The organism is Flavobacterium reichenbachii, from assembly GCF_002217435.1.
Taxonomy (GTDB): Bacteria; Bacteroidota; Bacteroidia; order Flavobacteriales; family Flavobacteriaceae; genus Flavobacterium; species Flavobacterium reichenbachii.
The window spans coordinates 133,746-154,004 of the sequence record NZ_MUHF01000002.1 but is presented as its reverse complement, the minus strand read 5'-3'; the positions used below and the strand labels follow the sequence as shown (position 1 = coordinate 154,004).

Genomic DNA, 20,259 nt, shown 5'->3' with positions numbered 1-20,259 from the left:
AATTGACCACAAAAAAGGGGTGTTTTGTTTCCTAACATTCAACTAACTTTGTGTAAACCCAAGCCTAACAAACTTTTAGGAGAATGCTTTATATTCTTTAGGACTTTTTCCGAAATATTTTTTGAAAGAACGTCCAAAATACTTCGGATCGTTGTAACCGCATTCAAAACTAATCTCAGAAATATTTAATTTTTTGGTTTTTAATAGTATTTCTGCCTTTTGCAGCCTTAAAGAAGTAATGACATCAGAAGGAGATTGATTTAATGTTTCTTTGAATATACGGTAGCACTTTACTCTCGAAATTTCTAAATTTTCTACAAGTGTTTCTACATTAAAAGAAGGGTCTTGCAGTTCCTTTTTTATAATTTCTAAAGCCTGTTTTACCAGTTTATCATTATTCGTTATCAGAGGATCATCTTCTGTCAAAATTTCAAATATTTTTTGCTGCATTGCATTTTCCTGCTGCGTCTCTCTGTTTTTATCTATTAGAGAAGCTATTTTTTTTGAAATAAATGAAGCGCTGGCTGGTAACTGAATAAGCGTGTCAATGCCCAGCTCTAATAATTGCTCATGCAGCTCGTAGTTAATATCTTCAGAAATATAAATCATAGGCATTTTAAGACCCAGCATTTTTTTATTTGACTCTAAAAAATGAACCAGCTCTTTTGAAAATGTTGCCTGATAAAATACCAAAGCTGAAAAATTGAGCTGTTTTATGGCTGAGTTTAAATTTGCTACCGAATTTTCAAAAAGCAAATGATGATTACTATTCTCCAAAACCTGATTTGCAGCTGTATAATCAGACTGGTCGCTAAAAACTAAAAACAATTCTTTATCTGAGGATAATTCCTGGCTGTTAAAATGCTTCCAAGAAATTGTTTCTTTAATTTTTAAATTTTCGCTGGCAAATTCTAACGGAATTCGTAAAGTGCTCTTAAACTCATCTTCTGAACTATCAGAAAATTCACCGTTTAAATCTTCCAGCAATACTTGTAAAGCTTTAAAATAAGGACTGTAATGTAAAATATTGTACCAATTGTTTTTTAAGATCACGCTGTCTGAAACTACAGTTACAACTAAGTAATCATTTTCATAACCTATTTCGATATTTAAAGTACTCTCTACCTCAGAATATTTACTGATATCATTGAAAAAATACTGCAGCAGTAATTTTAATCTTAATACATCGATGGCCACAAAATTGACCGCATTGTCAATTTCGCAGTTTAAATTTACCTGATTGCGCTGCAGGTCTTTTTTTAATTTTTCAATACTATTCTTTAAAATAGGAAACAAATTAACTGCAGATTTTTTCAAAGAACCGATATCCTTAACATAACTTAAATAATTCCAGCTCGAAATGAGATTTGCCAGTTTACCCGATTCTAAAAGTAAATCCCGCTGCACTTCGTTATCTTTTTTGTGCGCACTTGAAATTTTAATAATCTTAGCGATAGGATCCTGAAATTCTGCCAGCATAAATGCTTTGAATTTTTCTATTTCAAAATTTTCATTTTTGAGATTACTGTGCAGCTCTAAAAGTTTTTCTTTCTGCTCTATTATTTTCTTGTTCTTTTCATCCAGTTCTTTATTAATTGCTTCCAGATCTTTTTTCTGATTTTCAATCACAGCAGTACGATTTCGTATCTTTTCCTCCAGATAATCTTGTTTTGCTGCTGCACTTTTATTTTTAAAATAAATCAAGAGCATACAGCCGATTAGTATTAAAACCGAAAATAAAATGTAAAATAAAATTGTCTCATAAAACGCTTTACTGATATGAAGCGTAAAAAATACAGGTTTCGCAAGTCCGTTTTCTCCCTGTTTAATTAGAAAATTATAATCTCCTGAAGATAAATTGGAGTATTCTATTTTTTGAGTATCTTTTAATAAAATCCAATTTTTATCTCTTCCTTCTAACTTATAATAAATATCAGAGTTATTGTTTTTTGGAAATACAATCGGAATTATTTCAATTTCTAATTCATTATCAGTGAAACTCTTTTCTATTACAGGCAGATAATTCTCTTTTCCATCTACAGCTAATTTGATTTTTCCACTGCATTGAATCGCCTGAATGTTATTAGGATTGAAGTAATTAAGCCCGTTTATACCACCAAAAAACAAAATTCCTTTTGTATCCTGATAATAAGCTCCTTCTGAAAATTCTGTTGCCTGCCATCCGTGATCTGGATTAAAAGTGGTGATCTTAAAATTATTTTTAGCAATAGATGCAATTCCTTTTGTGGTACTAATCCAGACTTTATCTCCGTTATCGATAAGACCATAAACCATATGACTAGGAAGACCATCTGCTTCTGTAATATTTTTAACCAAGCCCTTTTTTTTATTATAAATACTGACTCCTCCCAAAGAAGCAATCCAATAATTTTCAGTGGCTTTGTCAATAAGTACAGAATAAATACTATTGCCTAAAATACCTTTTTGTTTTGAAATTTGATTTATAGCATTAGTCTCCAGATTAAGGTTTACAACACCATCGCTTTCGGTGGCTAAAATCAAATTCTGCTTGTCTTTTTTTACACATCTGACGTTGTATTTGCTGAGTGCTTTTTGTCCTTTAAAACTCTCAAATTTTTCAGCGGCCAGATTAAATTTGGCTACACCTCCCCAACACCCTATCCAAAGTATTTTATTTTCATCTTCACAAATAGAATAGGATCTGTTATTGGGTAATTCCTCAATTTTTCCAGCCTCATAACAAGTATATTTACCTCCGGAAATCCGTATAATTCCTTTGTAAGTTCCTACCCAAATCGTTCCGTCACTAGCCGTAAATAAATTCCGGACTCTTTCCCAATCCGAATTTGAAGCGGCTTCACTTATTCTGAATTTTTGGTAGGAATGACTATTTTCATTATAATAATAAATTCCATTTGTATAATATCCAAGCCAGATTTTTCCATTTGAATCTTTCGTAATAGCCCGAATTGTTTCAGTCGGTAAATTAGGATATTTTACAGGATGCGGCACAATAGTATTAATTCTTTCTGAACCCGCGTACGCCATACTCAAACCGCCGTCTTTTTGTCCCAGCCAAATGTTTCCAAAATCGTCTTCGTGCAGCGTTTCTATCTCATTACTATTAAAAGAATAAGGTAAGTATAAATCAGAAGTAAAATGTGCAATCGTATTTTTGCCTGCATTTGCAGAAATAATATATATTCCGTCCTTTTGAGTAGCGTACCAAATATTTCCTAATTTATCTTTTAAAACATCATTGATAACAAGTTTAGGATATTCCCGGAGCAGTATATTTTTAAGGTTATTGAGATTTGTTTTTTTTACAGCATTGTAAGGTACTTCTACAAAAGCTCCATTTTTAAATTCGTAATAAGCAGCAGTGGTTTGCACAATGATATCCCCTTTTTCAGAAAGAAGAATATTTTTTGGAATACTTTTAAACTTAAATGAAACAAATTTACCATTTCCAATATATTTATTTATATCACCCTCTTTGCTAATCAGCCAGATAAATCCATCATTATCCTTTTTTAATTTAATGATATAATTACTCGATATTGATTTAGGATCATTAGGATTGTGTTTAAAGCTCTTAAAGTTATGACCATCATAATAATTTAATCCATCCCAGGTAGCAACCCAAAGTCCGCCGTCTTTATCATTTTCAATATCAATTACCGAATTATTTGATAGTCCTTGATTAGTAGTAAAATTCTCGAACTTTATTTGCTGTCCAAACGACTGTAGTGTAATAAAACATACTATAAATAACCTTGTAACCATTTGTTTGCTTTTAACCAGCAAGGATACAATAGGAAGTTTACTTGAACATAAATTGTATGTTAAGTTAAAAGTGATTATTCAATCAGATCATTTTATGCCGTAATTCTTTGTATTTAGAACGGCCTACTGGCAGTAATTCGGCATTTTTAAGCAGCATACTATATTTTCCTCCAGCTTCTACAACAAGCTTATCTGCTTCATACCAGCAAAGAATATAGGATTTATGGATTCGCTCGAAACTTGGAGGTAATAGTTTTTCGAGAGATTCGAGAGATTTATCATGAAGTTCCATACGCCCGTCAGATAAATGCAATTCGGTATAAATTCCCGCGCCCTTAATATATCTGATGTCTTTAATATCTATAAGTTTAATAACTTTTGCTTTTTTTACAGCTAAAAACTGAAGATCCCGACCCGATTGTTTTTCTGGTTTTGTAAAACGCTCAAAGGCTTGTGACAGCCTGATTACATCAAACGGTTTGGGAACAAAATCCAGTACTCCATAAGCAAATGCTGTAATTGCTTTCTCTGTGTAAGCCGAAATAATGATAGTTTGAAAAGATTTTGCCACAACAGACTGCAGCACATCAAAACCATCTTCACCATTCAAATTCAAATCCAGCAGCAAAAGATCTATTGGCTGACTTTCAATAGCATTTGATCCATTTTCTACCGAATCGCAAAGTAAAATCTGAGCTTCTTTATCAAAAAAATCCCGAGTCATTCTTTCGATTCGTTTGGCAATTCGCGCCTCGTCTTCAATAATTAGAATCTTCATTTTTTATCAAAAATTTTAATAATAGTCAGCCAGCCCTGTTCGACTGCGTGCGATTCAAAATGCCAATTATCGCCATAACTTTCGTTCAATCTGGCTTTGATATATTTAAAACCTGTTCCCGTGCTTCTGTCTTTTCTTGTCTGGCGGTTTTTTGCTTTAGTAAGCAGCGTATATTCTTTATAAGTGACTTCCTTTCTAAAATTCAAACTAAAACAAATACAACCTTCAGACGGAGTAAGACTGTGAGTGATTCCGTTTTCTATAATTGTATGCAGAATGGCGGGCGGAATACTTTCATTTTCCTCAATATTATTTTCCTGCCAATCGTAGCAGACCTCTTTTCGGAAAGACATAACTTCCAGATGCTTTCGGCATAATTCTATTTCTTGTCTAATGGGAATAAGTGTAACTTCAGAAATAGAATTCATAATATCAAACTCGTCTGCCAGCGCGCGAATAAATACGACTCCCTGCTGTGGTGATTCTTCTACCCAATCAATTAATGAGGTTAATGTATTGCGAAGAAAATGCGGCTGAATATTTTTCTTGAGCAGTTCCAGCTGCAGTCGTGATGACAAAAGCAGCGATGCATCGTGAGCTTCTTCTATTGCTTTGGTACGAATGGTATGCAGGTAAAGCATAGAAAGTACAATGATGGTAAAAGTGATAAACAATCCAAAATCATACACCAGAAAGTAATTTACAATTGCACTTGCCAGCAAACCTGCCAAAACGATTAATCCGCCTTTAATTTTTCTAAATACCGCGCTAGCTGCAATTACCAAAGCCGCAAACCACATAGCATAACTAAAACGCATGGCGGTAATGTCATAATGATGATAATTTAAAATGTAAATAGCAATAAGAGTTACGAATAAAAGCAGTAAAATCAACCGCTTTTTTTCGAAGCCAAATTGCAGCATAAAATACCACGGAACAAGCATTGAAATAGCAAAAGTAAGCCAGCCGACGATTTCTAATCTCGTGTAAAATTGTGTGTATGGAATGTCGATATAAAACTTTACATATTCCATAATCAGCAGGATAAAGAAAAGCAGGCATATTATTCCAAAAAGCAAAACAGCTGCCTGACGATGACTGCTATTGAGGTACAGGAAAAAATAATAAATTGCCGCAATAAGAAAAGCGCCTGCCATCAGATTCATAAAAGACATGATGATAAGCGGAAAACGAAGCATTCTGAGGTAACTTTCGGGTTTAATATCAATGCCTCGATAAGAATCTCTCAATTCAGATTGTGTTCCGACTACTGTAACAACATGTTCGCCTAAATTGGAAAATTTCTCAGGTATTTGGTAATAGGTCGTTTCGGTTCCAGGAATTTCGGGTTGACCTGATCCTGCCATTCGGCCATTTGTACCTAAATAAACTCCATCCCAATATACTTTAAAAGCTCCAAAACCATTCACCTGCAAGCCCAAAGGTTCAGATTTGTTGCGTTTCAGCAGTTTTAAACCCAGCTTTGCATGAAAAGCCGAATCTCCTATTTTCCCAGGATATTCTAGCGGCGTTCCTTTGCCTGTCCAATATTCGGGCTTAGATTCTGAATAATCGATATCCTGTTTACATGATGTAAACAAGAGCAGCAAAAAAGCGATAAAAAGTAAAAACCGATACATGAGATAAAGATAAGATAAATATCGAATGAAGAAATGCATTTCAAAAGCTCTTAGAGCCGTTGACATGTTTTATAGAACAGCGTTGTTTTTTATCTGCTAATCTTGCAGTATGAAAACACTAATAACCAACCTTCTTATCCTGTTTTGCTTTGCGGCCAATGCACAGCAAGCTAGTATATCTGGCGAAATACAGGATAATACAACCAAAGAAACACTGCCGTATGTAACCGTAACAGCAAAAGACAGTGCTCTCCAAACTATAACTATCGCCATTACAGATGAACGCGGGATTTTTAAACTACAGAATTTGCCCGTTGGTCCATTGACGCTGACTTTTAGTTTTATGGGGTATCAGCCTTTTGTTCAAAATTTGGAAATTACTTCAACTTCACAAAAAATGGAGCTTGGAATTATCCGTTTACAATCAGATGCGATACAACTGAATGCCATTGAAATTAATAGCGAAAAACCAAATATCAGCTTAAAGCTGGATAAAAAAATCTTTGAGGTGGGCAAGGATGTGCTTTCGCAGAATGGTTCTGCTCATGACGTCTTAAATGGAGTGCCATCTGTAGCGGTAAGTCCAACCGGAGCAGTGAGTCTTCGGGGGAATAGCAGTGTTTTGGTGCTGATTAATGGACGCCAGTCCGGACTTACCCAAAACAATGCACTGGATCAGATTGCCGCTGATCAGATTGAGCGGATAGAAGTAATTACAAATCCATCCTCTCGATATGATGCTTCTGGTTCGGCTGGAATCATTAATATTGTATTAAAGAAAAACAAAAAAAGCGGTTTTAGCGGTCAGGTTCGATTGGTTGCCGGTTCACCAAATGATACTCGTTTTAATCCCAGTATCAATTATAAATCGGATAAAATTAGCCTCTTTTCAAATTTTAGCGTTCGTTCTTCTGATTACGTAGGACTTTATACTTCTAACCAGTCCAGCATCAATAACGGATCGCCGGTCTTGATGAATCATGTTCAGAATGAAGATCGTCATGACAATGGTAAACTGCTTTATTTTGGTGCTGATTTTTTCATCAGCGAAAAGCAGACTATAACAGCCGCTTTTTTGAAGAATGCTACGCATGATAATGATAAAACACATTTGCTGTACGATTACAAAAATGCTGTAAATAATGTTCAGGACAGTATTTTAGAACGAAACGGAAAATCATTAGAAAAACGAGATTATAATCAATTGGAATTTAATTATACCCGAACTTTTAAAAAAACAGGCAAAAAATGGACTGTTGATGTGCAGTACGACTGGTGGAACAGTGATAAAAACTGGAATCTTTCTACAAAGCGTTTAGCGCCTGCGGTTGTCGATTATCCGGGTATTCGAACAAGTTCAGTCGGTCAAAGCAAAGATTTGCTTCTTCAGACCGATTTTATCCAGCCGATTGATAGTATTTCAATATTGGAGTTCGGAATCAAAACGGAAATTAGAAAAGTTACAAGTGATTTTTTAGCAGAACAACAAAAAGAAAACAACTGGGAAATCTATCAAAATATTGATAACAATCTAAATTACAAAGAAACTATTGCAAGTGCATATGCACAATTTAGCAGCAAAATTGGGAGGTTTAATTATATGGCAGGTTTACGTACAGAACTGACGCGAATTGCTATAACCGATCTTAAAAACACCTACAGCGCTGATAAAGAGTACAACAAACTGTTTCCAACGCTTAATATGAGTTACAAATTTAAAGCTTCGACTTTGCAGCTCAATTACAGCAAACGAATTAACCGTCCATCGTTATACGCTTTATATCCTTTTAATGAACTGACCGATTTAAACGCACAATATATTGGCAACCCAGAATTAAATCCGTCTTATTCTGATGTTTTTGAGCTGGCTTTTCTCAAAACCTGGAATAAATTTACGTTGAATCCTTCTATTTATTATCAGCGTGAGAAAGGATACATTCAGGATTTTACCTATCGCGAAAATGATATTTTTTTCGCAACGCCCATCAATATCGATCATGAAATACGCACGGGCATAGAATTATCTACACTATACAATCCGCTGAAATGGCTGCAGATAAATGCCGAAATGAATTTTTATCGTTTTGAGCAAAAAGGAAATTATAGGGGAGAAATTTTAGACTATAACGGTGAAACTTTTACCTGTCGTTTGAACACGCAGCTTAAACTGCCGTCTAAATTCAGTTTTCAGGGACGTTACAACTTTCGCGGGGAGCAGCGTAATGCGCAAACAATAAACAATTCACTGCAATCTATTGATTTTGGTTTGAGTAAAATTTTCTTAAAAGACAAAGCGACTTTAGTATTCGATGTAACGAATGCCTTCGGCCTGCGCCAAAATAAAAGTACAACAATAGGCACGGATTATTTTTTTACAGAAAATAGTATTCCGAACGCTGCCCGATACCGACTCAGTTTCGTTTATCGTTTTAATTTAACCGATCCTAAAATGATCCGGCAGGCTAATAGCGCCAATCGGAATTGATAGAATAATTTTATTTAAGAAGTTTTAAAGCTATAATTTACAAACCTTTTACTGGAAAATTTGAAACTTTTTGCCGACTGCTTTGAGGATGTTTTGTAATGTAAAATAATCACTTTAATAAATAATGCCAATTTTATTAATTTTATAAGAATAATTGTATATATATCATTTTAATTTGTACTTTAGTATAACATAAAATACTGAAAATTAATCGTGTAAGCATAAAATTAATATATAACAGATCTACTTAATTTTTTTTGAAAACACAATCTATATATTGATTTTACGGAAGTATAATCTAATTTAAAAAGAGGCGTCGATGAAAATAAAAAACAAAATTTTTGTAATTTTTGCTTTATTAACTACAGTAATTCTAACTCAGGATACAATTGCCTGTACAAGGGTTGTATACAAAGGATTAAATGGAATGATTATGACAGCACGTTCTATGGATTGGAAAACAGATATTCCAGCCAATCTATGGATTTTTCCCCGAGGAATCGAAAGAAATGGTGAAGCTGGGATTAATTCTGTAAAGTGGAAATCTAAATACGGAAGTGTTATAACCAGCTCTTGGGATATAGCATCATCAGACGGAATGAATGAAAAAGGTTTGGTTGGCAATCTTTTATGGCTGGCTGAGTCAGAATTTCCTAATTTCGAAAAAAATGGGACTAAGAAAGGTCTCACAGTTTCTCTTTGGCTGCAATATACTCTTGACAATTTTGCTACAGTATTAGAAGCAGTAGATGCATTTAAAAAAATTGATTTTTCAGTTGTCTCTTCTCATATTCCTGGAACAGATATTTTTGCAACAGTTCATCTGTCTATTTCTGATCCCACAGGAGACAATGCTATCTTAGAATATATTAAGGGCAAATTAGTAATACATCATGATAAAAAATTTGTTGTAATGACAAACTCTCCTATTTTTGAAGAGCAATTAGCAATAAACAGCTATTGGAAAGAAATTCCCGGTACTGTTATGCTTCCCGGAACCAACAGAGCAGCCGACAGATTCACAAGAGCATCTTATTATATTGATGCTATTCCTAAAACTGATAATACAAGAGCAGCGACCGCCAGTGTATTTAGCGTTATTCGAAATTGCTCTGTTCCACTTGGAATTTCCTCTCCAACCGAACCTAATATTTCTTCGACCAGATGGAGAACCGTTTCAGATCAAAAAAATCTTATTTATTACTTCGATAATATTTTAAATCCAAATGTAATATGGGTAGAGTTTAGTAAAATAGACTTTAGTGAAAAGGCTAAAACAAGAAAGCTCAGTTTAGAAAATAACGAAAACTATTCCGGAGACTCTTTAATCAACTTTAAAGTAACTCAACCCTTTAAGTTTGCAGGTCTCGAATAAGATAAGCCAATAAAGGTTTACATCAAAAACATTCTTTACTCCATATGGAATAAAATGGGCGTAACATTTTTTTAATAGCAGCAGTACATACAATTCTTTAAGTTGTCACGGATTATTTTTTTTATAGAAAATAGCATTCCTAACGCTGGCCGATACCGACTGAGTTTCGTTTATCGTTTTAATCTAACCGATCCTAAAATGATCCAGCAGGCTAATAGCGCGAATCGGAATTGATAGAATGATTTTTATTTAAGAAGTTTTAAAGCTATAATTTCACTTTTGGTAAATGCTGTAAACAAAAAAGCCACTCGATTGAGTGGCTTGTTGTGAACTTAGAAGGAGTGAATTCCAACCTTTTACTTGAAGATCTAAAAATATTAGCTGAATCTTTTGAGGATTTTTTGTGATACAAAGTTATTGAATTATAGCAATTTTCAAATATCCGTTTTAATGAGCAAATAAAATTTAAGACATTTTTTTTTCTCGTCAATGGTTTTTGTTGAAATATCGATCCAACTAACCATAGAATAAAATTTTACTATGGCAAGTAATGATTAAGTAAATCTTTAACTTCAAATAAATTTAAATTTGCTTTATCAACATCATTAGGATGAATTACAATTATCAGTTTATTTGAAAAAATATTATCTTCTGATGCATTTAGAAATGATTGTGCAATAATCGCTATCAATTTTTTACGTCCTATTGAAAGCCTACCAAGTCCTGAACCAATCAAGGGAATTACTATATCCTGTTTTTCACCTTTATTTTCTATAAATTCCCATAGACCGTCCAATGCCTGATGAACATTTTTCAAAGTCGTTTTAGCATTATTATTATAATTCAAATCAGACATGGCAAACCAATAAAAAAACTGATCGGCATGCCTTAATTTAACAGTGGCTCCAAAATCATATCGCTTTGTCTTACCTGACTCTTTCTGTATCTCTGTAAATGAATAACCCGCCAAACCATCTTCAATTTCTTTATCCAATTTAGGAACATCTCCGGGATAGTACTTTTTTGTAAACTGTCCCTGAAGACTTTTTTCTGAAATAATTCCGCTTGCCATATCTGTATCAAAAGTAGTATTTGTACTTATGATTTTCTGTCCATTCACTGTAAACAAATCATCAATGCACACTTCAATGGTAAGATCTTGTCCCGGATATTTGTATTTTATTTTTTTTACCGGTCTTCTTGTAAAAATAACAACTAATAATCCCGATAAAAAAAGACATATCAAAAACCAAAATGGCAATTTCTCTTTGTTGACAAAATGCCAAGAGCTTAAGATATCAACTAATGACCAAGCGCCACCGACTACTGCTATAAAAGTTGTCATTGAATCAATACTCAAAAGTGCATAAATCCAGTAGGATTTTGTCCTCAGTGATTTTAAATAATAATTCATAATCAATAGCCAAGTTGTGAATAAACTGAATTATAATAGTGATAACTACCCGAAACACCCTGCGATCTATAATTTCTGTGCGAATAAGGCCAATTAGTAATTGCATAATTTACTATATCCGGGCTGAAAGGAACATGAATTGCTAAAGTATCTCTTAAAATCGGAGGACATAAATCATAATTAATTGCTCTGCTGTTATCCAAATTTATTGCAATTATAGGCAAATTCATATCAATTGCAACTTCAATTTCCCATCGTACAAATTTATAGAGGTATCTGGTACTTCTTCCAATTAAAACCACAAAGACATCACTTGCGTTTAATCGTCTTCGCAAGCTGCGTTTAATTGTCTCTTCAGTACTGGTATCACGCACCTGTTCCAAATCATGAACATTATCGAACCTAAAATTGAATTTTCCATTTTTATGCCATGCTTTCATTAAATTATAGTAATGCATATCAGTATCACCATCAAAACAGGTATAACAAGCAGTATAAGCCATTTTTTATTTTTTAAGGTTAATATATATCTTTATAAAATGCTATTGGGTTTTGATTCTTTTTTCCAAGGATTAATTCAACAGCAATAATTTTATTTGCTTCTCTTTTAGCTGCATGCTTCCTTAACAACATTTCCAAACAACTTATTCAGACTTTGAAATGCATTTTCGGAAAGTTCCTGTGTAAAAAGCAGGCACAGTCTCTTTTGCGGTCTTGAACAAGCGACATAAAATAGATTTCTATTTCTTTCAAATGAATCTTGCCTTCCTTCTGGAATTCCAGCATTCATCCATTCTAAAAATTGATTCCAATTATACTGGTTCCATCCTCTGCCTAAAACTATAATTACATTTTCAAATTCAGCACCTTTCACACCGTGTTTTGTAGAATACAATGTTTTATCATCAATGTAGTTTGATACATTTGCAATTTCAGAATACGGAATTGATCTAATCGAGTTGATTTTGGAAGCAAAACTCCTATCCTCTTCTTCCCAGTCTTTTTCCTCAACAGCTTTAATTTGTGTAAAACGCTGCTCTTTCTCTTCAATCTTCTTCGGTAATTTTGGTTTACTTGTTGTTTTTAATAAATCTAATACTTCCCCGATAGTTCCGCCATTACTGAGCGTAAGAAGTTTAGTCATATCATCAAACCAAACTTTCTTGTCTGCATGCTTTCGGATCTTGGGTGTTCCTGCATTAAATGCCTGAATCATTTCTCCGTACTTTTTATTTAGGAATGCTTCACAACCTATTTCTACCGTATCTATAAGAAATGCCATATAATCATTATTCTTTTTTAGATAATCATCGTTATCAGAAAATGCATTTGCAACATTCTGATAGCCTTGTTCGGAGGCCAGTACATTGTTAGTTAACATTAGAATTTTTGTTGTTTCGGAACTAATATTCCAATCTCCTTTATTTAATTCTTCCTTGGTCCATTCCAAATAATCATGTGCAATGTCTTCTGGCAAGTCACCACTCCAATGTCCTCCTGTTCTACGTTCCCCTTTCCAGTTATTGCTATGAAAAACAACTATTTCTCCTTCAGATTCTGGATTATACTCAAACTGCTTAAGTTCAGGTCTCATTTTATTTAGAACTGAGACAATATTTTTATCTGACCGAAAATTGGCCTGTTTGCCGATAACTTCCATTTTTCCTTCCGTTGCCTCAATAAAACCGCAAGACTCCGTTCCATAAATCTTCTGCCAGTGATCCCCAAAAAAACCTAAAATTAGATTAGACTCTTCTTCTATAAAATTGGTCACTAACGCATCCGCTAAGCCTTTATTTGTGTCTTGATATTCATCAATTAGAATTATCGGATACCTGCTTGAAAAAATCTTTTTAAACTTATCGTCATACAAAAGAGATGTAAATAATTTGATAACATCATTGTGATGTAAAGATATCTCGGTCGCTGTTATTTTTGGATATCCTAAACTATATACAACCTTTTGCGATGTAATTCCTCCAGCCTCTGCAATCCTTTCCTGCCATCTATCACCCAATTCTACCATCCTATCACGAAGTCCTTTTTGAAAATTTTGAATGGCTTCCCATGCGAAGGCGTGTATGGTGTCGGCTAAAACTATAGGATGATTATCTGTTCTGGAACGAATTTCGTCTTTAGCCACATTAGTATATGTGATACAGGCAATTTTCCTGCTTGTCTTTAAATATTCTACATCATACTTACTAATAAGATGTTTTAAAGCTTTAATTAAAGTATAAGTTTTTCCTGCACCTGCACCTGCTTCAACAAGAAAATGCTTTTTTTCATCAATAGCCTTAAAAACTCTGCTCAAACATTCAATTGATGCATTTTCAGCAGGACTTATTTCTAAACTTTCTGCCATAATCTTATTTTGTTGGTTGTTTAACATCTTCAGCAATATACATTTCAGGCGAAACAGGCTTAACTGCAAGCCAATCAAGACCGTCAAGAATATATTTAGGAGCATTCCATTTCGTGTTTTCCAGTGAATATTTTAAAGCAAATTCAGTTTTCTTCTTGTTTTCTGGAGCAAATTTTTCAGCACTTACCTCAGCATCATTTTCACTAATTTCCGAAATTCCAAAATGCTCTCTGTTCGCCAAAATAAATGCTTCCTCAAAGCTTCTTCCAATCGCTGTCTTTCCTTCCTCAGCAATTTGAAAAGCAATTCTTCTCGATCCTGAAACTTTAGTTTCTGCTGTCTGAGCAAGACAATCTGGAAGCAGATAATGTCCTTCTGTACCTTTGGCAAACCAATTTTTTATACCTGCATTTGAAGTATGCGAGCCATTTTGCACTAATGAACCTGGGTAAGTAGTTTTCTCTCCCTTTGTCATCAGCACCGAATCTAAATCAGTGATAACCAAACATTGCAGTTCAAGAAAATCTAAAAATTTATAGAAATGATGTGCAAAAGCTCCGCCTACCTCAATGGCTGTAACATACTGCAAACCAAGCTGTGGTTTGTTTAAATCCAGCTCATCTCTTTTAGCTATAAGCAGAGGCATCATTAACCTTTCTGCCGGACCTTCAAAAAGAATGGCTTTATCTGCAAAATATAAGTCACATTTTGTGAGGGTTAAATATTTATGTAAAAATTCTTTATCTTCCTTAAGATCATCAGTCCTAAATTCCTTTCTTAAATCTTTTACTACAGTGTGTCTTTCCGCCCCGCTTGAAGTTAAAAAATAACGAATTGCTTCGAATTCAGCCTCGTTAGCCATATGTGTAGAATGTGTTGTGACAACAAATTGAACTGGCCAAGGCTTCCCATCGTTCAAAGTCTTTGAAAACTCATTTGCAATCTCATATAATTTTCTAATAAAAATCTGCTGCATCTGCGGATGCAGATGTGCTTCAGGCTCTTCAATAAAAATAATATCTAAACTATTCGAAATCTGTCTGCTTTGATATCTTCGAAAAAACTCAAAGAGCTGGAATAAAATATAAATTAAATTCCTTGATCCCAATCCATTATATGTTTCCGGCAGAAAAAGATTATTACCCTGACCATATCGGATTTTTGTATGACTCTCTAGAATATTAGATATGTCTATGGTCGTTTCAGTACTCAGATTAGGATCAGAAAGCCCAGGATAACCAAACAGACCGAGTGCTGGCAAAAGTTTGTTTAACTGGGTATTAAAATCAGTATCGACCTTATTTTGAATATCGTCAACTATAACTTTTAATTCTGCTGAATTACTTTTCATGTCGTCGGGAGCAGCATTCGATTGAGAAGTTTTAAAAAGCTGCGCTAAAACCTTTCCCAGCACATCTTTTTCAGAATGAGTAACATCATCAAGTCCTCTCTGAGCATTTATAAAGCTGGCACCTAATACAGACCTAAATTTGGAATACTCAATTGGAGCTGTATTTTCAGGATCTGTAGGATCAACAGCTGTTATATGGGTTTCAAAAAGACTAGGAATCCTTTCCTTGAGAGATTTCATAAAAATCTTTAGGCTTCCTTCATCCATATCTGCTACTCCTTCGAAAAGAGATTCAATTTTGCCATTTTTCAGAGCATATTTAACAGCTATAATCGCTACATTACTTGCAGGATCAAGATCTATAATAAAATCACCTAATATTCCCAGATCCTCAAGATCGACTGGATATTCAATGGTGATTCGAATTTCAATATATGGAATTTCTGCTCTTATTTCATCATCATCTCTTCCTTCAAGTTTAAAATGAAGTGCTTTCACAAAACCCTGCATTGCAGAGAGACTAAAATCATAAATTGAAAATGATGGATTCTTATCTCCTATAAGTCTTCGAAAAATTTCAGTCAAAGAGGTTTTACCTGAGTTATTTCGTCCAACAATAACCGTGGTGTGGTCTTCCAAAGAAAGGGTTACATTTTTTAATAATCTAAAATTTTTTATTTCAAGAGTTTTAATTTTCATTTCAGTTTAGTATTATTTATTATCGTTGAAAATATTAATGTGACTAAGTCAACTTGCTATTCTGCATCAGATCAATTGGACGCCTTAAATTTGTTTTTTTCTTGTTAAGGTTTCACTTCATTTATAAAATTATTCACTTTCATTGACTGAATTATCTTTAGCTTCCTCTAAAATATCTTCAATATCCAGTTTTAAGGCATCCCCAATTAATTCAACTGCTTCGTTCTGTGGCAATAGTTCTACTTTTCTCAAATGCCTTTCTATTGCTCTTGATCTGGTTCCTGCTGAATCTATTGTATTTGTTGCTTCTTGTAATTTCTTTTTAGTCTTATCAAGCATAGTCCCAAATTTTCCAAATTCAGTTTTCACCGCACCTAAGATCTGCCAAACTTCGCTTGATCTTTTTTGAATCGCTAATGTCCTAAAGCCCATATTTAAACTGCTTAAAAAAGCAACTAAATTTGTCGGACCAACAACAATTATTTTAAATTCTCTCTGCAGTCTTTCAAATAAGCCGGTTCGTCTCAGTACTTCTGCATACAGCCCTTCAGTCGGAACAAACATAATTGCGAAATCAGTCGTAACTGGCGGATTAATATACTTATCGCTTATATCTTTCGCATTCTTTCTGATGGCATTTTCAAACTGTCTGTTTATTACTTCAAGATCTTTTGCATCAATTGTTCCGACATTATCATAAGCTTCTAATAACCTCTGGTAATCTTCATTTGGAAATTTTGAATCAATTGGCAGGTACAATGGTGTATTGTCTTCATTTTGACCAGGCAGTTTAACAACGTATTCTACTCTTTCCTGAGTTCCGTTTTTAACAATCTTATTATGCTCAAACTGCTCCGGTGATAAAATCTGTTCTAAAATTGCTCCCAACTGGATCTCACCGAAATTTCCCCTTGTTTTAACATTAGTTAGCACTTTTTTCAAATCGCCCACACCAACTGCAAGTGTCTGCATTTCTCCCAAACCTTTATGCACTAATTCCAGCCTGTCACTAATAATTTTAAATGAAGCATCAAATCTTTTTTCAACGGTCTCCTGTAATTTCTCATCAACAGTATTACGCATTTCTTCAAGTTTTTTTCCATTTTCATCCTGAAGTGTCTGAAGCTTCTGTTCTACAGTTTCCCTAATCTTTTCGAGTTTCGCTTCCGTTTCTGACTTTAACTGCTCCTGTTTTACTATTAACTCGTCAAACTTCTGTTTTTGCAGTTCATTAAAATCTTTAACATTTTGAGTAAATTTATCTTCAAAAGATTTCAATGACCCTGCTTGCTCATCTCTATTTTCTTTTGCTGAAGTATTAAGCTGGTCATTAAGTTCTTTAGTTTTTTGATCAAAAGAGATAAGGAGTTTATCTGTTTTTTCTTCGCTGCTTTTCAATGAAGCTGCCAATTCTTCTTTTGCTGACTTTGAAGATTTAACAAATTGTTCTGTAAATTCGGTCTGTTTTTTGTCATTTGACAAAATCAGCTTTTCAATTTTATCCTCGTTACTTTTTGTTAAAGTTTGAAGCTGATCAGAAAAATTACCAAACTGATCCCTCTGTGCGTTAGAAAGATCATTAATATTTTTAGTTAAAGTCTCTCCAAATGTTTTAAATGAGTTTGCCAACTCCTCTCTTGTCTGTCTTGAATTTTTTTGTGCTTCCTCTCTATTAGTGGAAAATTCGGAACGGATAAGCTGATCAATCTTTCCAAATTCCAAAACATGCTTTGCCAATTCCTCTTTAAAATCATTATTTTGCTTTGGCTTCTTAAATACTGATAAAAAAATATTAATAAGCAGTAAGACTATAATTATTATTAAGACTGTTAAATTCATTTTTTATATTGTTTTTAAATTATTTGTTGTATTGACATACTTTATTCTCAGCAAATAACATTAATAATTTCAAAATTTAATTACGGAAAACCATAACAAATAAATGATTTTCAGAATTATAAACACTAAGTATTTATACTCTTTTTTCATTTCAGAAGTTTTTTAGAATTGCTAAAAATCATCAAACAAATTTCAGATCAATCCCTAATTTATAAAGTTGCTCAGTAAGAAAAATAAGAATAGATCTATGAATCTATATTTTTCATCGAAATCACCAACACACATAACTACTTAATTACTAATTAGTATAACAAAAAACTACTGTTTTTAGTAAATTTATATGAATAATTGAGACTCCTGTACATCCTCCTTGATAAAGAGCTTAAAAACTAAGACGCTGTTTTACTATGAAAAATGCTTATTTATATGTCAGAGTAAGTACTGACGAACAAAAAAGAAAAGGCTACTCCTTGCCTGAGCAGGAGGAAAGATTATTGAAATATTGTAAATATTACGATATAGAAGTCAAAGGAATCTATCGCGAAGATTTCTCTGCGAAGAATTTTAATAGACCCGAATGGAACAGATTATTTTCAGAAATTAAAAAGAAATCATCAGGAAACGACAAAAACATATTATTTATCAAGTGGGATCGATTCAGCCGTAATATTGAGTATGCTTATGAAATGATTGGCAAGCTTAGAAAATATAAAACAACAGCAAAGGCTATTGATCAGCCACTTGATTTTTCTGTGCCGGAAAGTACAGTTATGCTGGCTGTATATCTAGCAGTCCCAGAAGCAGAAAATACCCGGAGAGCTCAAAACACTTCAAACGGCATTCGACGAGCGAAGTTGATGGGAAGATATCCTAACAAGGCACCATTAGGTTTTATCAATTTAACATCAATGGATGGTAAAAAAGGTATAGCTCCTAAAGAGCCTGAAGCTGAAATCATAAAATGGGCTTTTTATCAAGTTGCCAAGAATGATCATAGAATAACTGAAATCATAAAAATAGCTAATAATAAAGGATTAATTTGTTCAAGATCACACTTTTTCAGGATTTTACACAACCCTGTTTATTGTGGACTTATACCGGTCAAACTTGAATCTAGCGAAGAGAAAGTGGTAAAAGGATTACACGAACCATTGATATCTGAAACTTTGTTTAATCAGGTTCAGTCTGTTATTAATACTAAAAGAAAAACTACTGCTAAAAGAAATGATTTGCAATCAACATTTTTCCTCAGAGGTTTTTTAACATGTCCTGTCTGTAATCGAAAACTTAGCGGAAGTATATCAAAAGGAAGATCAAAAAATTATCCATATTATCATTGTCATAATGGCTGTAAAACAAGGATAAATGCTTTCTTTCTCAATGATTGTTATCAAAATAAACTCCAACAATTGATACTCTCAAATAGTGCGATTGAATTATTTAAAAAAATTTTAGAAGAGCAGAATATAAACACACAAAAAGCAAGTTATTTATACACCCAAAAAGTATTAGCGAGGAAAATAAAAGAAGAGGGTATAACCCTTTCTCAAGGCAGAAAACTTTTTATAGCCGGAGTATTAAAAATTGATGATTATAATGAATTAAAAAAAGAGACTCAAGTCAGCACCAAAAATCTTAAAAAGGAAGCACATGATGTTGCTGTTAAATTAAAAGCTATTGATAGAAAAAATCAAATCGAAGAAAAAGCATTGGTTGAAATTTTTAAGAGATTTTCTGAATTTGAGGCCTCGGATAAAAGACATTTGGTAAATCTTATTCCACCAACCGACATTAACTTTAAAACAGGTGACCTATCTTTAGATTTAAATCAGGCGCTTTTAAAAATTTTATCAAAAAAAAGCAACCAAAAAAAGTAGAAAAAATGAATTTCATTGAGAAGAATGTTTCAGTAGAAAAAGCCGTTATTATTCTTTCCAAGAACGGCATTCAGATAGATGAGAAGGAGGCAAAAATTATTTTGGAATTACTATATTTAGTGTCAAAAAATTACGACAAACCAAAAGAGAAAAAAACTCTATATCCTTAACGGGATTTCGAATCATCATTCAGCTTCGATTAAATCTCTAATAAAGCCAATTTTAGACTGTTTATTTCAAACAGACTAAGAATTCCTTGTGAAAAATTCGAACCGTAAAATATTACGCCGAAAAGGCTTGAAAAACCTACATATTCGTATAAAAAAATGAGACAACTATTGACTAGTTGTCTCATTAAGTGATCCCAGAAGGATTCGAACCTTCGACCTACGCATTAGAAGTGCGTTGCTCTATCCAGCTGAGCTATGGAACCAAAATAGGATTTTTATTAAAAAATCTTAAAAAAAGTCGGGGTGGCAGGATTCGAACCTGCGGCCTCCTGCTCCCAAAGCAGGCGCGATAACCGGGCTACGCTACACCCCGAAGGCAAAATTTAAGCGGAGAGACAGGGACTCGAACCCTGGCGACGGTTACCCGTCGACAGATTAGCAATCTGCTCCATTACCGCTCTGGCACCTCTCCAAGCTCAAGGAAACATGTCCTATTTT

12 protein-coding genes and 3 tRNA genes are annotated in these 20,259 nt (G+C 33.7%); 4 read left to right on the top strand and 11 right to left on the bottom strand.

What is annotated here, in order from left to right; genetic code table 11:
- Positions 1–75: 75 nt before the first annotated feature.
- The 3 genes from B0A68_RS02865 to B0A68_RS02855 form a co-directional block, all read right to left on the bottom strand.
- Entirely contained in the window at positions 76–3,768 is a 3,693-nt protein-coding gene (locus B0A68_RS02865) for a two-component regulator propeller domain-containing protein (protein ID WP_035683097.1), read from the bottom strand.
- Between the two features lie 82 nt (positions 3,769–3,850).
- Positions 3,851–4,546: a LytR/AlgR family response regulator transcription factor gene (locus B0A68_RS02860; RefSeq protein ID WP_035683095.1), complete on the bottom strand. Its 696-nt coding sequence runs from the start codon at positions 4,544–4,546 to the stop codon at positions 3,851–3,853.
- Positions 4,543–6,252, bottom strand: a complete 1,710-nt coding sequence (locus B0A68_RS02855) for a histidine kinase (protein ID WP_051892504.1) — start codon at positions 6,250–6,252, stop codon at positions 4,543–4,545. The genes B0A68_RS02860 and B0A68_RS02855 overlap by 4 nt, the downstream gene beginning before the upstream one ends.
- A 43-nt stretch (positions 6,253–6,295) precedes the next feature.
- On the opposite strand from B0A68_RS02855, the gene B0A68_RS02850 reads away from it, so the two are divergent.
- Positions 6,296–8,671, top strand: a complete 2,376-nt coding sequence (locus tag B0A68_RS02850) for an outer membrane beta-barrel protein (RefSeq protein ID WP_035683093.1) — start codon at positions 6,296–6,298, stop codon at positions 8,669–8,671.
- Between the two features lie 319 nt (positions 8,672–8,990).
- Positions 8,991–10,046, top strand: a complete 1,056-nt coding sequence (locus tag B0A68_RS02845; protein ID WP_035683091.1) for a linear amide C-N hydrolase — start codon at positions 8,991–8,993, stop codon at positions 10,044–10,046.
- Between the two features lie 538 nt (positions 10,047–10,584).
- Here B0A68_RS02845 and B0A68_RS02840 read toward each other — a convergent pair.
- The 5 genes from B0A68_RS02840 to rmuC form a co-directional block, all read right to left on the bottom strand.
- Complete coding sequence (locus B0A68_RS02840; RefSeq protein ID WP_035683089.1) at positions 10,585–11,460, bottom strand: macro domain-containing protein; 876 nt, start codon at positions 11,458–11,460, stop codon at positions 10,585–10,587.
- A gap of 2 nt (positions 11,461–11,462) precedes the next feature.
- Positions 11,463–11,963, bottom strand: coding sequence for a TIR domain-containing protein (locus B0A68_RS02835; protein ID WP_035683087.1), 501 nt, complete (start codon positions 11,961–11,963; stop codon positions 11,463–11,465).
- 104 nt (positions 11,964–12,067) lie between these two features.
- Positions 12,068–13,825 (bottom strand): UvrD-helicase domain-containing protein, encoded by a 1,758-nt coding sequence (locus tag B0A68_RS02830; RefSeq protein ID WP_035687961.1) that lies wholly within the window; start codon positions 13,823–13,825, stop codon positions 12,068–12,070.
- A 4-nt stretch (positions 13,826–13,829) separates the two neighbouring features.
- Positions 13,830–15,875 carry an ATP-dependent nuclease gene (locus B0A68_RS02825; protein ID WP_035683086.1) on the bottom strand — a complete coding sequence of 682 codons (2,046 nt, stop codon included), beginning with the start codon at positions 15,873–15,875 and terminating at the stop codon, positions 13,830–13,832.
- 129 nt (positions 15,876–16,004) lie between these two features.
- Entirely contained in the window at positions 16,005–17,714 is a 1,710-nt protein-coding gene (gene rmuC, locus B0A68_RS02820) for a DNA recombination protein RmuC (protein WP_051892502.1), read from the bottom strand.
- Positions 17,715–18,121: 407 nt separating this feature from the next.
- Between rmuC and B0A68_RS02815 the strand changes: the two genes are divergently transcribed.
- Positions 18,122–19,591 carry a recombinase family protein gene (locus tag B0A68_RS02815; RefSeq protein WP_035683084.1) on the top strand — a complete coding sequence of 490 codons (1,470 nt, stop codon included), beginning with the start codon at positions 18,122–18,124 and terminating at the stop codon, positions 19,589–19,591.
- Positions 19,592–19,596: 5 nt separating this feature from the next.
- Positions 19,597–19,761: a hypothetical protein gene (locus tag B0A68_RS02810; protein WP_035683082.1), complete on the top strand. Its 165-nt coding sequence runs from the start codon at positions 19,597–19,599 to the stop codon at positions 19,759–19,761.
- A gap of 189 nt (positions 19,762–19,950) precedes the next feature.
- On the opposite strand, the gene B0A68_RS02805 is transcribed toward B0A68_RS02810, so the two are convergent.
- The 3 genes from B0A68_RS02805 to B0A68_RS02795 form a co-directional block, all read right to left on the bottom strand.
- Positions 19,951–20,024 (bottom strand) — tRNA-Arg (locus tag B0A68_RS02805).
- Positions 20,025–20,059: 35 nt separating this feature from the next.
- A tRNA-Pro gene (locus B0A68_RS02800) sits at positions 20,060–20,134 on the bottom strand.
- A 15-nt stretch (positions 20,135–20,149) separates the two neighbouring features.
- Positions 20,150–20,233, bottom strand: a tRNA-Ser gene (locus tag B0A68_RS02795).
- Positions 20,234–20,259 lie beyond the last annotated feature (26 nt).